The 15669-nt window shown below is 49.6% G+C and carries 12 protein-coding genes; 7 read left to right on the top strand and 5 right to left on the bottom strand.

All coding sequences use genetic code 11. The features are described 5' to 3' along the window. Window positions 1-283 precede the first annotated feature (283 nt). The 4 genes from ACO0LH_RS14550 to ACO0LH_RS14535 all read left to right on the top strand — a co-directional run bounded on the left by ACO0LH_RS14550 (window position 284) and on the right by ACO0LH_RS14535 (window position 3125). Entirely contained in the window at window positions 284-1138 is an 855-nt protein-coding gene (locus ACO0LH_RS14550) for an alpha/beta fold hydrolase (protein ID WP_422941823.1), read from the top strand. Window positions 1139-1256: 118 nt separating this feature from the next. Next, window positions 1257-1847 (top strand): YceI family protein, encoded by a 591-nt coding sequence (locus tag ACO0LH_RS14545; protein WP_422941822.1) that lies wholly within the window; start codon window positions 1257-1259, stop codon window positions 1845-1847. A 254-nt stretch (window positions 1848-2101) separates the two neighbouring features. Continuing rightward, window positions 2102-2527: a VOC family protein gene (locus ACO0LH_RS14540; protein ID WP_422941821.1), complete on the top strand. Its 426-nt coding sequence runs from the start codon at window positions 2102-2104 to the stop codon at window positions 2525-2527. A 172-nt stretch (window positions 2528-2699) separates the two neighbouring features. Continuing rightward, entirely contained in the window at window positions 2700-3125 is a 426-nt protein-coding gene (locus tag ACO0LH_RS14535) for a YciI family protein (protein ID WP_422941820.1), read from the top strand. 253 nt (window positions 3126-3378) lie between these two features. Here ACO0LH_RS14535 and ACO0LH_RS14530 read toward each other — a convergent pair whose 3' ends face one another. Next, complete coding sequence (locus tag ACO0LH_RS14530) at window positions 3379-3606, bottom strand: hypothetical protein (protein WP_422941819.1); 228 nt, start codon at window positions 3604-3606, stop codon at window positions 3379-3381. A gap of 349 nt (window positions 3607-3955) precedes the next feature. Here ACO0LH_RS14530 and ACO0LH_RS14525 point away from each other — a divergent pair, with 349 nt between their 5' ends. Together ACO0LH_RS14525 and ACO0LH_RS14520 are read left to right on the top strand one after the other, a co-directional pair. Further along, window positions 3956-4372, top strand: coding sequence for a BON domain-containing protein (locus ACO0LH_RS14525; RefSeq protein ID WP_422941818.1), 417 nt, complete (start codon window positions 3956-3958; stop codon window positions 4370-4372). Window positions 4373-4475: 103 nt separating this feature from the next. Then, the gene (locus ACO0LH_RS14520) at window positions 4476-4994 is read left to right on the top strand and encodes a hypothetical protein (RefSeq protein WP_422941817.1); all 519 of its coding nucleotides are present in this window, start codon (window positions 4476-4478) and stop codon (window positions 4992-4994) included. Window positions 4995-5197: 203 nt separating this feature from the next. On the opposite strand, the gene ACO0LH_RS14515 is transcribed toward ACO0LH_RS14520, so the two are convergent. Both ACO0LH_RS14515 and ACO0LH_RS14510 read right to left on the bottom strand, forming a co-directional pair. Continuing rightward, complete coding sequence (locus tag ACO0LH_RS14515) at window positions 5198-6460, bottom strand: alpha/beta hydrolase family esterase (protein ID WP_422941816.1); 1263 nt, start codon at window positions 6458-6460, stop codon at window positions 5198-5200. A 41-nt stretch (window positions 6461-6501) separates the two neighbouring features. Next, window positions 6502-6915 (bottom strand): CopG family transcriptional regulator, encoded by a 414-nt coding sequence (locus ACO0LH_RS14510; RefSeq protein WP_422941815.1) that lies wholly within the window; start codon window positions 6913-6915, stop codon window positions 6502-6504. A gap of 388 nt (window positions 6916-7303) precedes the next feature. Between ACO0LH_RS14510 and ACO0LH_RS14505 the strand changes: the two genes are divergently transcribed. Then, on the top strand, window positions 7304-8386 hold the full coding sequence (locus ACO0LH_RS14505) for a DNA topoisomerase IB (RefSeq protein WP_422941814.1): 1083 nt from the start codon (window positions 7304-7306) through the stop codon (window positions 8384-8386). A gap of 139 nt (window positions 8387-8525) precedes the next feature. Here the strand turns inward: ACO0LH_RS14505 and ACO0LH_RS14500 are convergent, their stop codons facing one another. Continuing rightward, the gene (locus ACO0LH_RS14500; protein WP_422941813.1) at window positions 8526-9353 is read right to left on the bottom strand and encodes a CheR family methyltransferase; all 828 of its coding nucleotides are present in this window, start codon (window positions 9351-9353) and stop codon (window positions 8526-8528) included. A gap of 10 nt (window positions 9354-9363) precedes the next feature. Further along, the gene (locus ACO0LH_RS14495) at window positions 9364-15645 is read right to left on the bottom strand and encodes a HAMP domain-containing protein (protein ID WP_422941812.1); all 6282 of its coding nucleotides are present in this window, start codon (window positions 15643-15645) and stop codon (window positions 9364-9366) included. Window positions 15646-15669: the final 24 nt, after the last annotated feature.

Below are 15669 nucleotides of genomic sequence, written 5' to 3'. Positions count from 1 at the left end.
GGCACTTAAGGGTCAACGAAGTTGCATTTCCGTCCTTACTTATTACAAGTTTTTCTAAGCAGGATGATGCCGTATCTATTTCATGCAAGCCTGATTCAAGGCCGCGATGATTGGGACTTTTAATTTTTTAACCACTGGTATCAGTTTCTGCAAATAAGCGGTCATCGACTCAATATAAGGATATTTATATAAAAACCTTGCAAATATTTTTAGCAAACTTTAATATCAATATACTTATATAAGTAATCTTACTTATTTAACCTTAATTACAGGGAATCAATCAATGGAAACCTTACAAAACAACTCTTTTGCAAGCAAGATGAACAGTAGTCTGGCAATGAATACGCTACTGCAAATGGACGGGCAGGCAAAAATCAGTGATGCGGGTACGGGGCAGCCCATTCTTTTGTTGCATGGTGGCGGTGGCAGCGCAACAGTTTTTGGCATGTCGCAGGCGCTATCGGCAAAAGCCAGGGTGCTGTTGCCCACGCATCCCGGCTTCGACGGTACGCCACGTCCGGCCCATTTGAATTCCGTCGCTGAATTGGCGAAGTTTTATTTGCAACTTCTGGAAGTACTTGGACTGCGCAATGTGATTGTAATAGGTGCGTCATTGGGTGGATGGACCGCTGCAGAAATGGCACTTGCTGACAGCGGTCATAATATGCGCAACGAAGACTGCCAACGCATCAAGGGCCTCATCCTGATAAACGCTGTCGGTATTGAAGTGCCTGCAGCACCGGTGGCAGATGTATCCGGGCTGACGCGCCCTGAGATGATACGTCTGGCGTCTCACAATCCCGATCTGGTACTGGCCAATACCCCTGCACCTACGCCAGAACGTCTGGCCGTCCTGGCAGCAAATGCAGCTACACTGGCTGTTTACGATGGTGGCGCAGGCATGATGCTGCCGGGCTTGCGTGAAAAACTCGTGCATGTTGCCACGCCCACTCTTGTACTGTGGGGCGAAAGTGATGGCATTGCCAGTGTAGTTTATGGCAAAGCTTACGCCGCAGCCTTTGCCAACAGCAAGTTCGAACTGATCACCGAGGCGGGTCACTTGCCGCAAATCGAACAGCCTGCCCAGACGCTGACACATATTGACAACTTCATCCTTGAACTGGATTCCACAGTGTGAGTTGCTGGATCATGCAATTGCGTCTCAGCCACCAATAAAGCATTAATAGAGTACGAACAGAATACGAACAGAATACAAACGCAGGCCGGCATCACCGGCACAAAACAGGAAATATGGTATGCATACCTATCGACAAACGCTGCTTCTGACAGCAAGCACAGCCCTCTTCAGTATATTTCTTTCCAGCACTGCACTGGCGGCATCAGAAACTTATGAAATCGACCCCACCCATACGTTGCCGCGCTTTGAATACAATCACATGGGCTTCAGCACGCAGCAAAGCCGCTTTGACAAAGCCAGTGGTGTCATCGTTCTTGACCGCGTTGCTAAAACAGGCTCTGCTGACATCAGCATTGATGTCCAATCCATCAATACTGGTGTTACCCAATTGAATGAAAATATCAAAGGCGAAGATTTTCTGGATGCCGCCAGGTGGCCCAGCATCACCTTCAAGTCAAGCAGTTTTATTTTCAACGGTGACAACCTAACAGCCATAGAGGGTGCGTTGACCATCAAGGGCATCACAAAACCAGTTAGCTTGACGGTGCAGTCATTCAAGTGCATGCCACATCCACGCTTGAAGAAAGAAGCTTGCGGCGCCACTGCGACAACCGTGATCAGACGTACAGATTTTAACGCTGGCAATTTTGCTCCCATGGTCAGCGATGAAATACGATTGACAATACCTGTCGAAGCAATCAAACAATAACTCACCCCCAGGCAAGGGCCTTCAAAAACAACAAAGCAATCGCACAGGTTTACTTGTAAAATAATCCCGTTCAGTTTGCGTGGCCACAACATCACAAGCGGCTATGTGAACTGGCGAACAGTCCATCATCTGACAGTGGTGCAGGCTGGCAAGTGATACATCAGGGGATAGCAGCTGACCTGCTGTCCCATTTTCCGGAATGACATCTACCGTTTTCTGGGTTGACCGTCACGCAACAATTTGAGGGAACTGCCATGCAAGTTGAAACCATCCTGGCCTTTGGTGGCCATAGCGAAGCGGCAATCAAGTTTTATACCGAGACGCTAGGTGCCGAGCTCATCGTCATGATACGCTGGAAAGACAGCCCCGATCCGGCACTGCGCGCGGTATCCTCCGATCCTGACAAGATCATGCATGCTTCATTTCGTCTGGGCGAAACAATACTGATGGCTACTGACGGTGTTGAAACCCTGAACCAGCCTGACATCAGGGGCGTTACACTGAATCTTGAAGCCGACGACGACAATGAGGCCAAACGCCTGTTCGCTGCCCTTAGCAACGGCGGCAAAGTACAGATGCCTCTGGCAAAAACCTTCTGGTCCTCCCTGTCCGGCATGGTGGCTGACCGTTTTGGCGTCTCGTGGATGGTGAATGTCAGGTCAGAAGAAGGTAGCGTTTAAAACCGACGTGAGCAATTCATGTCGCATTAAATCGCACATGAGATCAATGGTTCCGACAGCACGCCAGCGGTGCACAGTGCAGCCTGTTTCCCCAAAACTGCGTTACACAGAATAAACCTGATCTTGCGGATAATAAGTACCTTCCTGTTACTGACACATTGAAAGGCAAACGATGAAATTTCTGATTATCGTCAAAGCAACCAAAGACTCTGAAGCTGGCGTCATGCCAAGTGAAAAGCTGTTGACAGACATGGGTAAATTCAATGAAGAACTGGTGAATGCCGGCATCATGCTGGCTGGCGAAGGACTTCATCCTTCTTCAAAGGGTGCGCGCGTCAGATTTTCGGGAACTGAGCGTACCGTCATCGACGGCCCCTTCTCTGCCACCAACGAACTGGTGGCAGGTTTCTGGATATGGCAGGTGAAATCCCTTGCCGAAGCAATTGAGTGGGTAAAACGTTGCCCCAATCCTATGCTGAGCGAATCAGAAATTGAAATCCGGCAATTGTTTGAAGCTGATGATTTTGGTGAAGTACTGACGCCAGAATTGCGCGAGCAGGAAGAAAAACTCCGTCAGCGTGTTGCCGAAAATAAGTGAGTCAGAATCACCTGCATTCATGCAGTAACAATGACCCGGGAAACAGCTGGTTGCACTTGTTGCACTGGTTGCACTGGTTGCACTGGTTGCACTGGCTGCCTGGATCGCACCTTGCGGCAGATACCAATTTGCAATAAATCTGGTATGGCTGAACTTGCCAAAGGCATGCGCTATCCGGCTTGATAGCCGATAGCGCGAGCGTTCATACCAGAACTTGTGTATCGGCTATCGCCACGCAGTTAAACTGCCTTCATCAAATACCTCTTTTTTTGCAAAATTCTTCTGCTTTGGCCATCATAAATCTCTCATGCAGCAAGACGCGGATTGATGTTTTTTTACGGCAAAGAATTTGGATTTTTAGCTGAAAAGAAGGCAACATTTTCATAATGACTCCCCCCGGAAAATCAAGCTGGTTGCTTTTATTCTTTACAGCGTTAGCGAAAGAAGTGACGAATTTTCTGGTAGCGATACGACGATGCAATTTGCATGACCTTGAGAACCACCACATGGAAAGTGTCGGACAACAGCGACCTGATTTGAAGGAATTATCTTACGGCGCACTGATATCCGGCCTGAAAAAAAAATTCATTCCAATCGCATTTTCCAATTAAAAATATCCCATTACCCCCAGACACACTGCTGAATTCAAACGAATAATGACGATGTGTTGTCCTTGGAAATAAGTCCATCTTACAAGCCAGCATTTACAAGAGAAAATCTTTTGCCTGCCAATACATTGCGGTCGCATGTGGCCTACCGTACAGATGCATTGTAATAATTTTCTTAACCTATCGCTACTTGTCCGCAACGGACTTCATCAGGAGAAATTAATGGGACGCATATTAAATAAGATTGGGATGACTTCGCTGCTGAGTTTGACTGCATTGACTGCTAACGTATATGCAGCGGATCCGGTTCCTCCCGTTGTTGTTGAAGGGAAGAGTGCATCGAATGTCGATAATACGGCCATCAATCACCGTGACAAGTATGCCGCGAACAAAACGCCAGAAGATCAATTCAATTCCCCAGAGGACCGCAATCTTCTTGCCGCTGTCAGACGCTCGGTTATCGATGATAAATCGCTGTCGATGATGGCGCACAACATCAAGATCATGGTGGATGCCGGCAAGGTTACTTTACGTGGGCCGGTAAAAACAGCGGACGAAAAATTGAAGGTTGAAAAAATCGTTCAGGCTGTCAAAGGTGTCAGCTCTATTAATAATTCGCTGGATGTAAAAACCAACTAAATTTGTGTAGCTTGGCTGAACAAATAATACACACAGATTATTCACGCAAAAACGCACGCAATAACGCACGTAATAACACAATTTATTTACCAAAGGAGTACATATGAAAACCGCAATCTACTGTATCGCAACAAACCGTGTTCAGGCAGAAAACATCGTTGATAATTTGAAACTGGCAGGATTTTCAAGTGGCGATATCTCCGTCCTGTTTCCAGACCAGACAGGTACACGAGATTTTGCGCATGAGCAAAATACCAAATTACCTGAAGGTGCTGCCACCGGTGGCGTTGCTGGCATGGGCGTGGGCGCGATACTGGGCTGGTTGACAGGTATCGGTACGCTGGCAATTCCAGGTGTGGGTCCTTTCATTGCCGCCGGCCCTATCATGGCTGCACTGAGTGGCGCCGCATTGGTGGGCGCAGCGGGTGGCATCATTGGCGGCCTGGTGGGTATGGGTATTCCTGAATATGAAGCAAAATTGTATGACGGAAAAATCCGCGGCGGTAATGTTCTTATCTCTGTGCATACCGAAAACTCTGACCGTGCCGGAATTGCAAAAGACATTTACAAAAAAGCTGGCGCAGAAGACATCAACTCTACGTCTGAAGCAAGTGTCTCTTGAATTGTTCCCGCAGTAGCAGGCTAAATGTCAAAGAGAATTGCATCATGGAGTCACTTCACTAAGCAATTCTTTTTGCGAACAAGCGATACAAAATCCAATAAAACCTTATGCATTCGTGCATAAGGTTTTATTTTTTCCCATTTTCTTCAATTTGTCTTTCTACGTCCGCAATGCTGAGTCAGGGGAATGTGAGGTTTTGCAAACTAGGCACCTTGAATTTTATCTGCTTGCGAAAGAAAGAAACGCAGCATCTCGCGACTGGCATCCGGACCGGCAGCATCGGTAAAGCTGCCTTGACTGTTACCACCTGACCAGGCATGGCCAGCACCATGAATGATCCATTGTTCGGCACTTGTCACCTTGTGATTGGCTTTCTGCGCCTGGTCGTTGCCAGCATAGTAGGTACGTGTGTAGCGGCGCCCCTGCTTGCCACTGCCGCTTTCCTTTTGCGTCTTTAATGCTGATGAGTGACTATTGTCGAGATAACGCGTCATGATGCGATCGGCATTCTTGCTATTGACGGTGTGATCCTGATCACCATGAAAAACGATGATAGGTATCGCTGCGCCCGTGGATGGCGTTTTAATCTGGTTTGATGCACCACGCATGGCTGCCAGTGCGGACGGCAAATCGTTCGCAGCACCAAATGGCAGGCCGGAATGTATCCCCACTGCGGCATAGAGCTCTGGATAGGTATCTGCCATGATCGCTGCCATCGCACCACCGGCAGACATACCTGCGATGAATACATAGCGATTATCGACATGATAGTCAGCCATTATTTTGCGGGTGATGCCAGCAATCATCGCGGGTTCACCCTGATCGCGTTGCTGATCCATTGCCTTAAACCAGTTCCAGCATTTCGAGGTGTTTGCCCCCTGATCCTGGGCAGGGTAGACGACAAGGCAGCGATGTTGCTCTGCTATCAGGTTCATCCCTGTGCCCGTGGCAAAATCATCCGGCCCTTGTGTGCACCCGTGTAGCATGACGATCAGCGGCAAGGCCTGACCGGGATGCACCTCATAGCTGGAGGGAATATAAAGTTTATAGCTGCGCTTGCCATGAACGCTGACATAGCTGCCGCTAATGAAGCGCCCGGCATTGCTGTGATCGTTTTTCTTTTCCTGCGAAGAGTCTTCCGCATCAATGACATACGCTTGATGCGCTACATCACCTTGCGGCTGACTATCGCGTTTCTTTTCTGGCGGGGTGTTGATGTCATGCAGCGACTGTTTTTGAGTTGCATACTGTGGACTTGTCTGATCAGATACAGTGTGACTGCCTGTCTTGGCCAAGCCTGGTAAATTATCGTTCAGGGTACGTTGTATCAGCTCTGTGACGGCAGTCAATTTTTGCAATTGATCAGGATGCATGCTGCCCTGAGCTGGTCCGACAAATGTCTGGGCATCACGCCAGGATTGACCTGCCATGCGCATGCGCGCCAACAGGTTATGATTAAAATTCATGTAGTGCTTTCAATGTGGGTTATCTGGCCTGACGCATTCATTCACAGAATACGGCCTGCCAGTGCAGTCTTCACTGCGCTACTGGCCTGGAACGCGCCTAATACGGAAATCGATTCAATGCTGGCCAACGCCAGTTCAGGGCTGACATCAGCGGCAATGCTGGCCAAACCCAATACCTGTATCTGCAAACGCTGACCGGCGTCGCGCACGGCTTCAAGATCGGCGCGCGTGTAGTGTTGCAGACCAAGCACCAGACTCTTGCGTATCACAGTCTGACGTATGACTTCAGCATGCGCGAGCAACTGATTGCGTATCGCTGTACGTATCAGGTCGGTGCGATTTGAATAGAATCCCTCCTGCACCAGCAGGTCAACCTGGCCAAGATCGACAAGACCAAGATTGATCGTGATTTTTTCTGTATCGCTGGCTTTAGCCCGTATGTCCGTGACAGTCATGTTGTACCATATTTAAAAATTAGCCATCCATATGGATGGTATTTGGATGTTTATTGGAGTATATCGATAGTTTTTTGAAAGTAAAGCATTAAATTGCTATTAGCAGAATCTTGGGGGCTTGTCCTACATGATGGAGGCGTATTGGGCCGCATGCTTCTCTGCAGATAAACCCAGGCATTTACTGTCGTGTCGCCCATGCTGCAAAAAGTGCTAACCGTATTTTCTGCGCAGCAATTCGATTAGCCACTGTCTGACTATCAGACGTCGCAAAATCTGACAGACCGTTGCTCAACGCTGATTTATCGTCACACTTAGTTCTAACAAAAAATCGACTTGAGACATGACATCCTTAACTTCCGCAAGCCGAGATCCGGCTAGAAGCTCTGTAATGAAACGTCAAAAAACTGTTTCATTAATTAAAAGCGATGCGCAATTTGCCGCAAAAAGCGCGGGTTTGTCTTATGTCAGCGATCAGGTACCAGGGATACGCAGAGACGTGATCAACAGGTCAGGAAAAACAGCTTTCAGATACCTCACTCCGCAAGGAAAACCATTAAAGAATGACCAGGTATTGTCACGCATAAAATCACTGGCTATTCCACCCGCGTGGACGGACGTGTGGATTTGCCCACAAGAAAATGGCCATATCCAGGCCACAGCGCGGGATGCGCGTCAACGCAAACAATATCGTTATCATAAAAACTGGCGCAGTATCCGGGATGAAGCCAAATACGGCAATATGTTGCAGTTTGCGTCAGCTTTACCATCGATTCGTGAAGAGGTAAGCAAGGCTTTGGCCATGAAGGGATTGCCACGAGAAAAAGTCATCGCTACCGTCGTGTCATTGATAGAAAATACCAGCATGCGCATCGGTAATGATGAGTATGCGCGCACCAATCAGTCTTATGGCATCACCACACTGAAAGGCAAGCATGTACACCTGAACGGTACGCAGCTTCAATTTGATTTTCGGGGAAAAAGTGGTGTACAACATTGCATCAACCTGCGCTCACCTAAATTATGCCGCATCATCAAATCCATGCTCGACCTTCCTGGTCAGACACTCTTCCAATATCTTGATGAAGAAGGACAGCCCCATGCGGTTAATTCGACTGATGTCAACGACTACATACGCAGCGCCGCGCATGGCGACTTTACTGCCAAAGACTTCAGGACTTGGGCCGGAACAACATTTGCCGTGCAAGCCTTATTAGCTACTGGCGAAGCAGAAACGCAATTGGCAGCGCGTAAAAACCTGGTGGATGCCATCCGTCAAGTCGCCAGAAAACTAGGCAACACCCAGGCAGTTTGCCGCAAGTGTTATATCCATCCGCAAGTAGCGATTTCATATATGGAAGGAACGCTGGCAGAAGAGTGGCATGCCTGTCAGCGCGCAGCAATGAAAGAACATACCGGGTTGGCAGAAAACGAGGCGACGCTGGTTAAACTTTTACAAAAATGGCAGAAATAAATCGCTGGCGATGAAGTAGCGATTGCCGGAGTCTTGTAAATTAAGATGGCTGGTCGCCCCAGGCTAGCCCCCCCCTCAAAGTGCTGGCGAAGCAGACCGTACTTCAGCGACAACGCCAGACTAATTTCACAACTACCTCTCAGGGCTGATGTCGATATAAGCCGTACTCACCTGAGATAGTCTGGTAATGCCAGGCCATATCCGTCCTGGCGCCATGAGAGCTGACTAATTCTGCATCCAGCATGCCAAATGGCGTGAGACTGGCAGCGAACAGGCGAAGCGCCCTGTGACGCAGGGCGACACCCAAATTGAGAAGTGCCTTGCGGCAGCTGATCAGTTCAAATTCATTAAAGGAAGTACCGGTAACAAGGCTGAACTGTGACCAGATGAGATTTTTTTCCAGATGTCCCTTCAATTTCAAATAACCATTTTCTTCCTGAAAATAATCCATTAATTTACCCGTTCCTCCATATTGCAGATAATTCTCTTCATATTCAGAAAATTTTTCAACAGGGAATCCGGTATCTGCAACTTCCTGTAAAAGCGATTCGTTCAAACAGGTTATATAGATCGCTGTTTTTTCGTATAGTTGCTCTTCCTGGAGCAGGATAACCAGGGTATAAATTTCTTCAATGCTGGAACAGTCTGCAATCCATATCCGGGTATGCGCGTGTGAGCGCAGCCATGGCGATAATTGACTCCGCAAGAATTGCAGGCGTTGGGGTTCACCAAACAATGCCAGCGGACATAGTAGAACACTACGTAATAATGCCTGCCACTGGAAGGGATCATGCAATATGCAGTCTTGCAATGCAGAATAGGTTTTTATGCCTTGCTGCTTCATCATGATACTGAGTTTTTCTATCAGCACATGGCGGTCAAAGCCGCGGAAGTCATCTCCACGATAGCGGTAGATGGCTTCCAGCAGCATATCGAGTTCAATGTCCTCGACTTTTAATGCGTTCATCACGGTATGTTTATTCCGTCAGCCAGACGCGCATGAGGGAGAGTAACTGCGCGCTATCTACAGGCTTGGTAATATAATCCGACGCACCTGCCTCAAAGCATTTGTCCCTGTCACCTTTCATGGCCTTGGCAGTCAGGGTGATAATGGGCATGCTCTTGAACTTGGGTATTTTTCTGATGGCGCGCATGGTGTCGTAACCGTCCATCTCCGGCATCATGATATCCATCAGCACGATCTCGATACCTGGATCCTGTTCCAGCAGTTTTATGCCGTCCCTGCCATTTTCTGCAAAGACGACCTTCATGTCCTGCCTTTCCAATACGGTAGTCAGGGCAAAAATGTTACGTAAGTCATCATCGACGACAAGTACTTTACGCCCAGCCAAAGTGCCATCAGATGCATGCATATCTTCCAGCATGCGTCTTTGCAATTCGGGTAAGTCGGCTGGTGAGCGATGCAGGAAAAGCGCTGTTTCATCCAGCAGGCGTTCTGGTGAACGCGCATCTTTGACAACGATGGTTTTTGCCACTTTGCGTATCTTGGTGACTTCCTTGCGTGACAATTCTTTGGCCGTATAGATAATGACTGGCAAGTCCCGGAGTTTCTTATCCTTGCTGATCATTTCCAGCAATTCAAAACCATCAATGTCAGGCAAGGTCAAGTCCAGTACCATGCAGTCAAAATGCGTGTTCCTCAGTGCTTCCAAGGCTTTCTGACCACTGTCTACGGCAGTGATCTGTACATCATGCTCACCTATCAATTCCACGATACGGGCCCGTTGCAAGTCTTCATCTTCCACGACCAGTAAACTGCGCTTGCCTCTGATAAGGAACTGCTGAATACGGTTGAATTCTTCTTCCAGTCTCTCACGCTTGATTGGCTTGGTCAGATACGAAATTGCACCGTGTTGCAAACCACGTTCACGCTCATTCGAGTTGGACATGATATGCACCGGGATATGCCGTGTACCAGGGTCACGTTTCAGGCGGTCCAGCACGGTAAAACCATCGCAGTCTGGCAAATCTATATCCAGCAGGATAGCGGTAGGGCAGTAGTCACGTGCCAGCGTAAGCGCAGCATCACCGCTTTGACTGATGATACCCTTGAAACCTTTTTCCCTCGCGAAGGCGAGCAAGATTGTGGAAAAACGGGCGTCATCTTCGACAATCAGCAAGGCGGGGTCTCCGCTGGCAATCATGTTCCTGTCATCAAATGCGGCCTCACCTTCAGCGTAATTCAGGCTCATGGTAGCGGCTTCACGAGGTACTGGCCGCGTTAATCCATCGAGAATATCCGTGCGGCGCTCCAGCACATGGGTAAGTGTAGGCGATGCCGGCACCAGTGTTTGTTGTGACATCTGGCTGATCAATCCACCGCCGCTATATGGCAAGAACAGCGTAAACGTACTGCCACTACCGACGATACTGGTCACGCGAATTTCCCCACCCAACAAGCGCGCCAGTTCACGGCTAATGGAAAGTCCCAGTCCTGTACCACCATATTTACGCGCAGTACTACCGTCTGCCTGCTGGAATGCCTCAAAAATCAATTGCAGCTTGTCACTGGCGATACCGACACCCGTGTCGGCGACCGAAAATGCCAGCACAGCATCAGCGTGACTTAACTGTGGCAGGTCAGGCGTCCAGCCGGACTGCACGACACCGATACTCAGACGCACTTCCCCATGTGAAGTAAATTTAAAGGCATTCGACAGCAGGTTTTTAAGAATCTGCTGTAAACGTGTTGTGTCGGTTTTGATCGCAGCAGGCAAACCCTGATCAAGAGTAATCGAGAAATTGATATTCTTGGCTTCTGCCATATGGCGGAAAGTACGCTCCACATAAGACGCCAGTATCGACAGGCGTGATTCGCTGAGTTCCAGCGTGACGGTACCAGATTCTATCTTCGACAAATCCAAGATATCGTTAATCAGTGTCAGCAAATCACTACCGGAACCGAAGATAGTCTTGGCATATTCGACCTGACTATTTGACAAATTCCCTTGAGGGTTATCGCTTAATTGCTGGGCCAGAATCAGCAAGCTATTCAATGGTGTACGCAATTCATGCGACATATTGGCAAGGAATTCGGATTTGTATTTGGATGACAAGGCCAGTTGCGTCGCCTTTTCTTCCAGTGCCAGTTTGGCTTGCTCCACCTCGCGGTTTTTACGTTCCACCTCGATATTCTGGTCAGACAAGAGACTGGCTTTTTCGGCCAGTTCCTGATTCGTTTGTTGCAGTTTCTGCGCCAGTGACTGGGACTGGGTCAACAGACTTTCGGTACGGCTATTCGCTTCAATGGTATGTAAAACGACACCGATGGATTCCATCAACTGATCCAGAAAACCCATATGCGTTTGCGTGAATTTATCGAGCGAGGCAATTTCAATGACTGCCTTGACCTGCTGTTCAAACAGGATAGGCAAGACCACGATATTGGTAGGCGGCGCAGAGCCCAGGCCAGAAGACACCTTGATATAGTCACGCGGCACATTGGTCAGCCACACCCGGCTTTTCTCCAATGCGCACTGTCCCACCAGGCCCTCGCCCGGCAAGAAGGAAGTCGGCAATTTGCTGCTGGAACGATAACCATAGCTGGCAATCATTTCCAGCAAGGATGCATCGTTATTCGAGTCCATCATGTAAAACACCCCATGATGGGCAGATACCAGTGGTGCCAGTTCAGACAGGATCAGCTTGGTCACCGTACTCAGATCACGCTGGCCTTGCAACAAACGGGTAAACCGCGCAAGATTGGTCTTGAGCCAATCCTGTTCAGCATTCTTTTGTGTCGTTTCTTTCAGGTTACGGATCATCTCATTGATATTGTCCTTGAGATCTGATACCTCGCCACGTGCCTTGACCTGAATAGAACGGGACAAGTCACCCCGTGTCACCGCGGTTGCCACTTCTGCAATCGCACGTACCTGCGTACTCAGGTTGGCAGCAAGCTGGTTGACGTTTTCAGTCAAATCTTTCCACGTGCCTGATGCACCCGGCACACTGGCCTGGCCGCCGAGCTTACCTTCGACACCGACCTCACGTGCGACGGTTGTTACCTGGTCCGCAAACACGGCAAGCGTGTCCGTCATTTCGTTGATGGTATTGGCCAGCGATGCAATTTCTCCCTGCGCAGCCACAGTCAGTTTCTTTTTAAGATCACCGTTGGCCACAGCGGTTACCACACCGGCAATACCGCGCACCTGCGCTGTAAGATTGGCCGCCATGAAGTTAACGTTTTCTGTCAAATCTTTCCAGGTACCGCCAACACCCTTTACTTGCGCCTGCCCACCGAGTTTGCCTTCGGTACCCACTTCACGTGCCACGCGCGTCACTTCTGATGCAAATGAGCTGAGCTGATCCACCATGACGTTGATGGTGTCTTTTAATTCCAGAATCTCGCCTTTGACGTCCACGGTGATTTTCTTGGACAAATCACCATTCGCCACTGCGGTCGTCACATCGGCGATATTACGTACCTGCCCCGTCAGGTTGGAGGCCATGAAGTTGACGTTATCCGTCAAATCTTTCCATGTACCAGAGGCGCCGGGCACATTCGCCTGGCCGCCCAGACGTCCCTCAGTACCCACTTCACGGGCCACCCGCGTCACTTCAGAGGCAAAGGAATTGAGTTGATCCACCATGGTGTTGATGGTGTCTTTCAACTGCAAAATCTCACCCCGTACGTCCACCGTAATTTTCTTCGACAAGTCACCATTCGCCACCGCAGTCGTCACATCGGCAATATTACGCACCTGCGAAGTAAGGTTACCCGCCATCGAATTCACAGAATCTGTCAGATCCTTCCAGGTTCCGGCAACACCAGGCACGTTGGCCTGACCGCCGAGCTTGCCTTCGGTACCGACCTCACGCGCAACACGTGTCACTTCAGAGGCGAACGAGCTGAGCTGATCCACCATGACGTTGATGGTGTTTTTCAATTGCAGGATTTCGCCCTTGACGTCAGCCGTGATTTTCTTGGACAAGTCACCGTTCGCCACCGCTGTCGTTACCTCAGCGATGTTACGCACCTGGCCGGTCAGATTGGATGCCATGAAGTTGACGTTATCAGTCAAATCTTTCCAGGTACCCCCCACCCCTTTCACAAACGCCTGGCCGCCGAGCTTGCCTTCAGTGCCCACTTCACGAGCCACCCGGGTTACTTCAGACGCAAACGAGCTGAGCTGATCCACCATGACATTGATGGTGTTCTTTAATTCCAGAATCTCGCCCTTGACGTCGACCGTGATTTTTTTCGACAAATCGCCTTTCGCCACCGCTGTCGTCACATCCGCGATGTTACGCACCTGCCCTGTCAAGTTGGAGGCCATGAAGTTGACGTTATCTGTCAAATCCTTCCACGTGCCGGCGACACCGGGCACATTCGCCTGGCCGCCCAGCACACCTTCAGTACCGACCTCACGTGCAACACGTGTCACTTCAGACGCGAACGAGCTGAGCTGATCCACCATGACATTGATGGTGTTTTTCAGTTCCAGAATCTCACCCTTGGCATCGGCCGTAATTTTCTTCGACAAGTCACCGTTCGCCACCGCTGTCGTCACATCAGCAATATTCCTTACCTGCCCCGTCAAATTACCTGCCATGGAGTTGACCGAGTCAGTCAGATCTTTCCAGGTACCTGCTACACCAGGTACATTCGCCTGCCCTCCCAGTTCCCCCTCGGTACCGACCTCACGTGCGACACGTGTTACTTCGGACGCGAACGAGCTGAGCTGATCCACCATGACGTTGATGGTGTTTTTCAGTTCCAGAATCTCACCCTTGGCGTCGGCCGTAATTTTCTTCGACAAGTCACCGTTCGCCACCGCTGTCGTCACATCAGCAATATTTCTTACCTGCCCCGTCAAATTACCTGCCATGGAGTTGACCGAGTCAGTCAGATCTTTCCAGGTACCTGCTACACCAGGTACATTTGCCTGTCCGCCCAGCTTGCCCTCGGTACCGACCTCACGGGCAACCCGGGTTACTTCAGATGCAAATGAGTTCAATTGATCCACCATCACGTTGATAGTGTTTTTCAGTTCCAGAATTTCGCCTTTCACATCTACCGTAATTTTCTTTGACAAGTCACCATTTGCCACCGCTGTCGTCACTTCGGCGATATTACGTACCTGTCCTGTCAGGTTACCCGCCATGGAGTTCACTGAATCAGTCAAGTCTTTCCAGGTGCCGCCTACGCCCTTCACCTGCGCCTGTCCGCCCAATTTACCTTCGGTACCAACCTCTCTTGCCACCCGCGTTACCTCTGAGGCAAACGAGCTCAATTGGTCTACCATGACGTTAATGGTGTCTTTCAATTGCAAAATCTCGCCTTTGGCATCTGCCGCGATTTTCTTGGACAAGTCACCATTTGCCACCGCAGTTGTTACTTCAGCGATGTTACGCACCTGACCCGTGAGGTTGGACGCCATGAAATTGACGTTATCAGTCAAATCTTTCCAGGTACCACCTACACCCGGCACATAAGCCTGCCCACCCAGTTTACCTTCGGTACCCACTTCACGCGCCACCCGCGTTACCTCTGACGCAAAAGAGCGCAACTGGTCCACCATGGTGTTGATTGTGTCTTTCAGTTGCAGGATTTCGCCACGCACGTCAACCGTGATTTTCTTGGACAAGTCACCGTTTGCCACCGCTGTAGTCACTTCGGCAATATTGCGCACCTGAGATGTCAGGTTACCGGCCATGGAGTTAACTGAGTCGGTCAGATCTTTCCAGATCCCTGCCACGCTAGGCACATTCGCCTGGCCACCGAGTTTACCCTCAGTACCGACTTCACGTGCCACGCGGGTTACTTCTGATGCAAAAGAGCTAAGCTGACTCACCATCGTATTCGCGGTAGTTGCCGCGCTCAAAAATTGCCCTTGCAGCGCACGGCCATCCACTTCCAGCGCCATGCTTTGAGAAAGATCACCTTTTGCCACAGCACCAATCACCCTTGCCATCTCAGTCGTGGGTCGTACCAAATCGTCGATCAGGGAGTTGACGGAATTGACGATGGTTCCCCAGTCACCTTCAGCCCGCACAAAAGAAGCGCGCTGCAGCAAGCGCCCTTCCTTCCCGACCAGTTGACTGACATTCAGGATGCCCTGCGTCATATGTGAACTATTTTCGATGATCTCGTTTAAGGTATCGGCGATCTTGCCGTTAAGGCCAGTCAAGTCAGATGGCATTTTTACCGAAAAATCACCCTTCTTGAGCGCCGTCAGTGCAGCGAGCAAGAGCTTGGGATCAAGTGTTTCCGAGATGTCAGTGAGCGTGTTCATTCTGGCCCTTTAAGCGATGTGATT

This window comes from Undibacterium sp. TJN19, from assembly GCF_049339485.1.
In the GTDB taxonomy this organism is placed as follows: domain Bacteria; phylum Pseudomonadota; class Gammaproteobacteria; order Burkholderiales; family Burkholderiaceae_D; genus Undibacterium.
Note: the sequence above shows the minus strand (reverse complement) of the source record. Positions and strands in the feature narration are given on the sequence as shown.

Bases quoted from the DNA above. Each gene is read 5' to 3' on its own strand.
- ACO0LH_RS14550 (WP_422941823.1), top strand. From the start codon at position 284: ATGGAAACCTTACAAAACAACTCTTTTGCAAGCAAGATGAACAGTAGT.
- ACO0LH_RS14545 (WP_422941822.1), top strand. From the start codon at position 1,257: ATGCATACCTATCGACAAACGCTGCTTCTGACAGCAAGCACAGCCCTC.
- ACO0LH_RS14540 (WP_422941821.1), top strand. From the start codon at position 2,102: ATGCAAGTTGAAACCATCCTGGCCTTTGGTGGCCATAGCGAAGCGGCA.
- ACO0LH_RS14535 (WP_422941820.1), top strand. From the start codon at position 2,700: ATGAAATTTCTGATTATCGTCAAAGCAACCAAAGACTCTGAAGCTGGC.
- ACO0LH_RS14525 (WP_422941818.1), top strand. From the start codon at position 3,956: ATGGGACGCATATTAAATAAGATTGGGATGACTTCGCTGCTGAGTTTG.
- ACO0LH_RS14520 (WP_422941817.1), top strand. From the start codon at position 4,476: ATGAAAACCGCAATCTACTGTATCGCAACAAACCGTGTTCAGGCAGAA.
- ACO0LH_RS14515 (WP_422941816.1), bottom strand. From the start codon at position 6,460: ATGAATTTTAATCATAACCTGTTGGCGCGCATGCGCATGGCAGGTCAA.
- ACO0LH_RS14510 (WP_422941815.1), bottom strand. From the start codon at position 6,915: ATGACTGTCACGGACATACGGGCTAAAGCCAGCGATACAGAAAAAATC.
- ACO0LH_RS14505 (WP_422941814.1), top strand. From the start codon at position 7,304: ATGAAACGTCAAAAAACTGTTTCATTAATTAAAAGCGATGCGCAATTT.
- ACO0LH_RS14500 (WP_422941813.1), bottom strand. From the start codon at position 9,353: ATGAACGCATTAAAAGTCGAGGACATTGAACTCGATATGCTGCTGGAA.
- ACO0LH_RS14495 (WP_422941812.1), bottom strand. From the start codon at position 15,645: ATGAACACGCTCACTGACATCTCGGAAACACTTGATCCCAAGCTCTTG.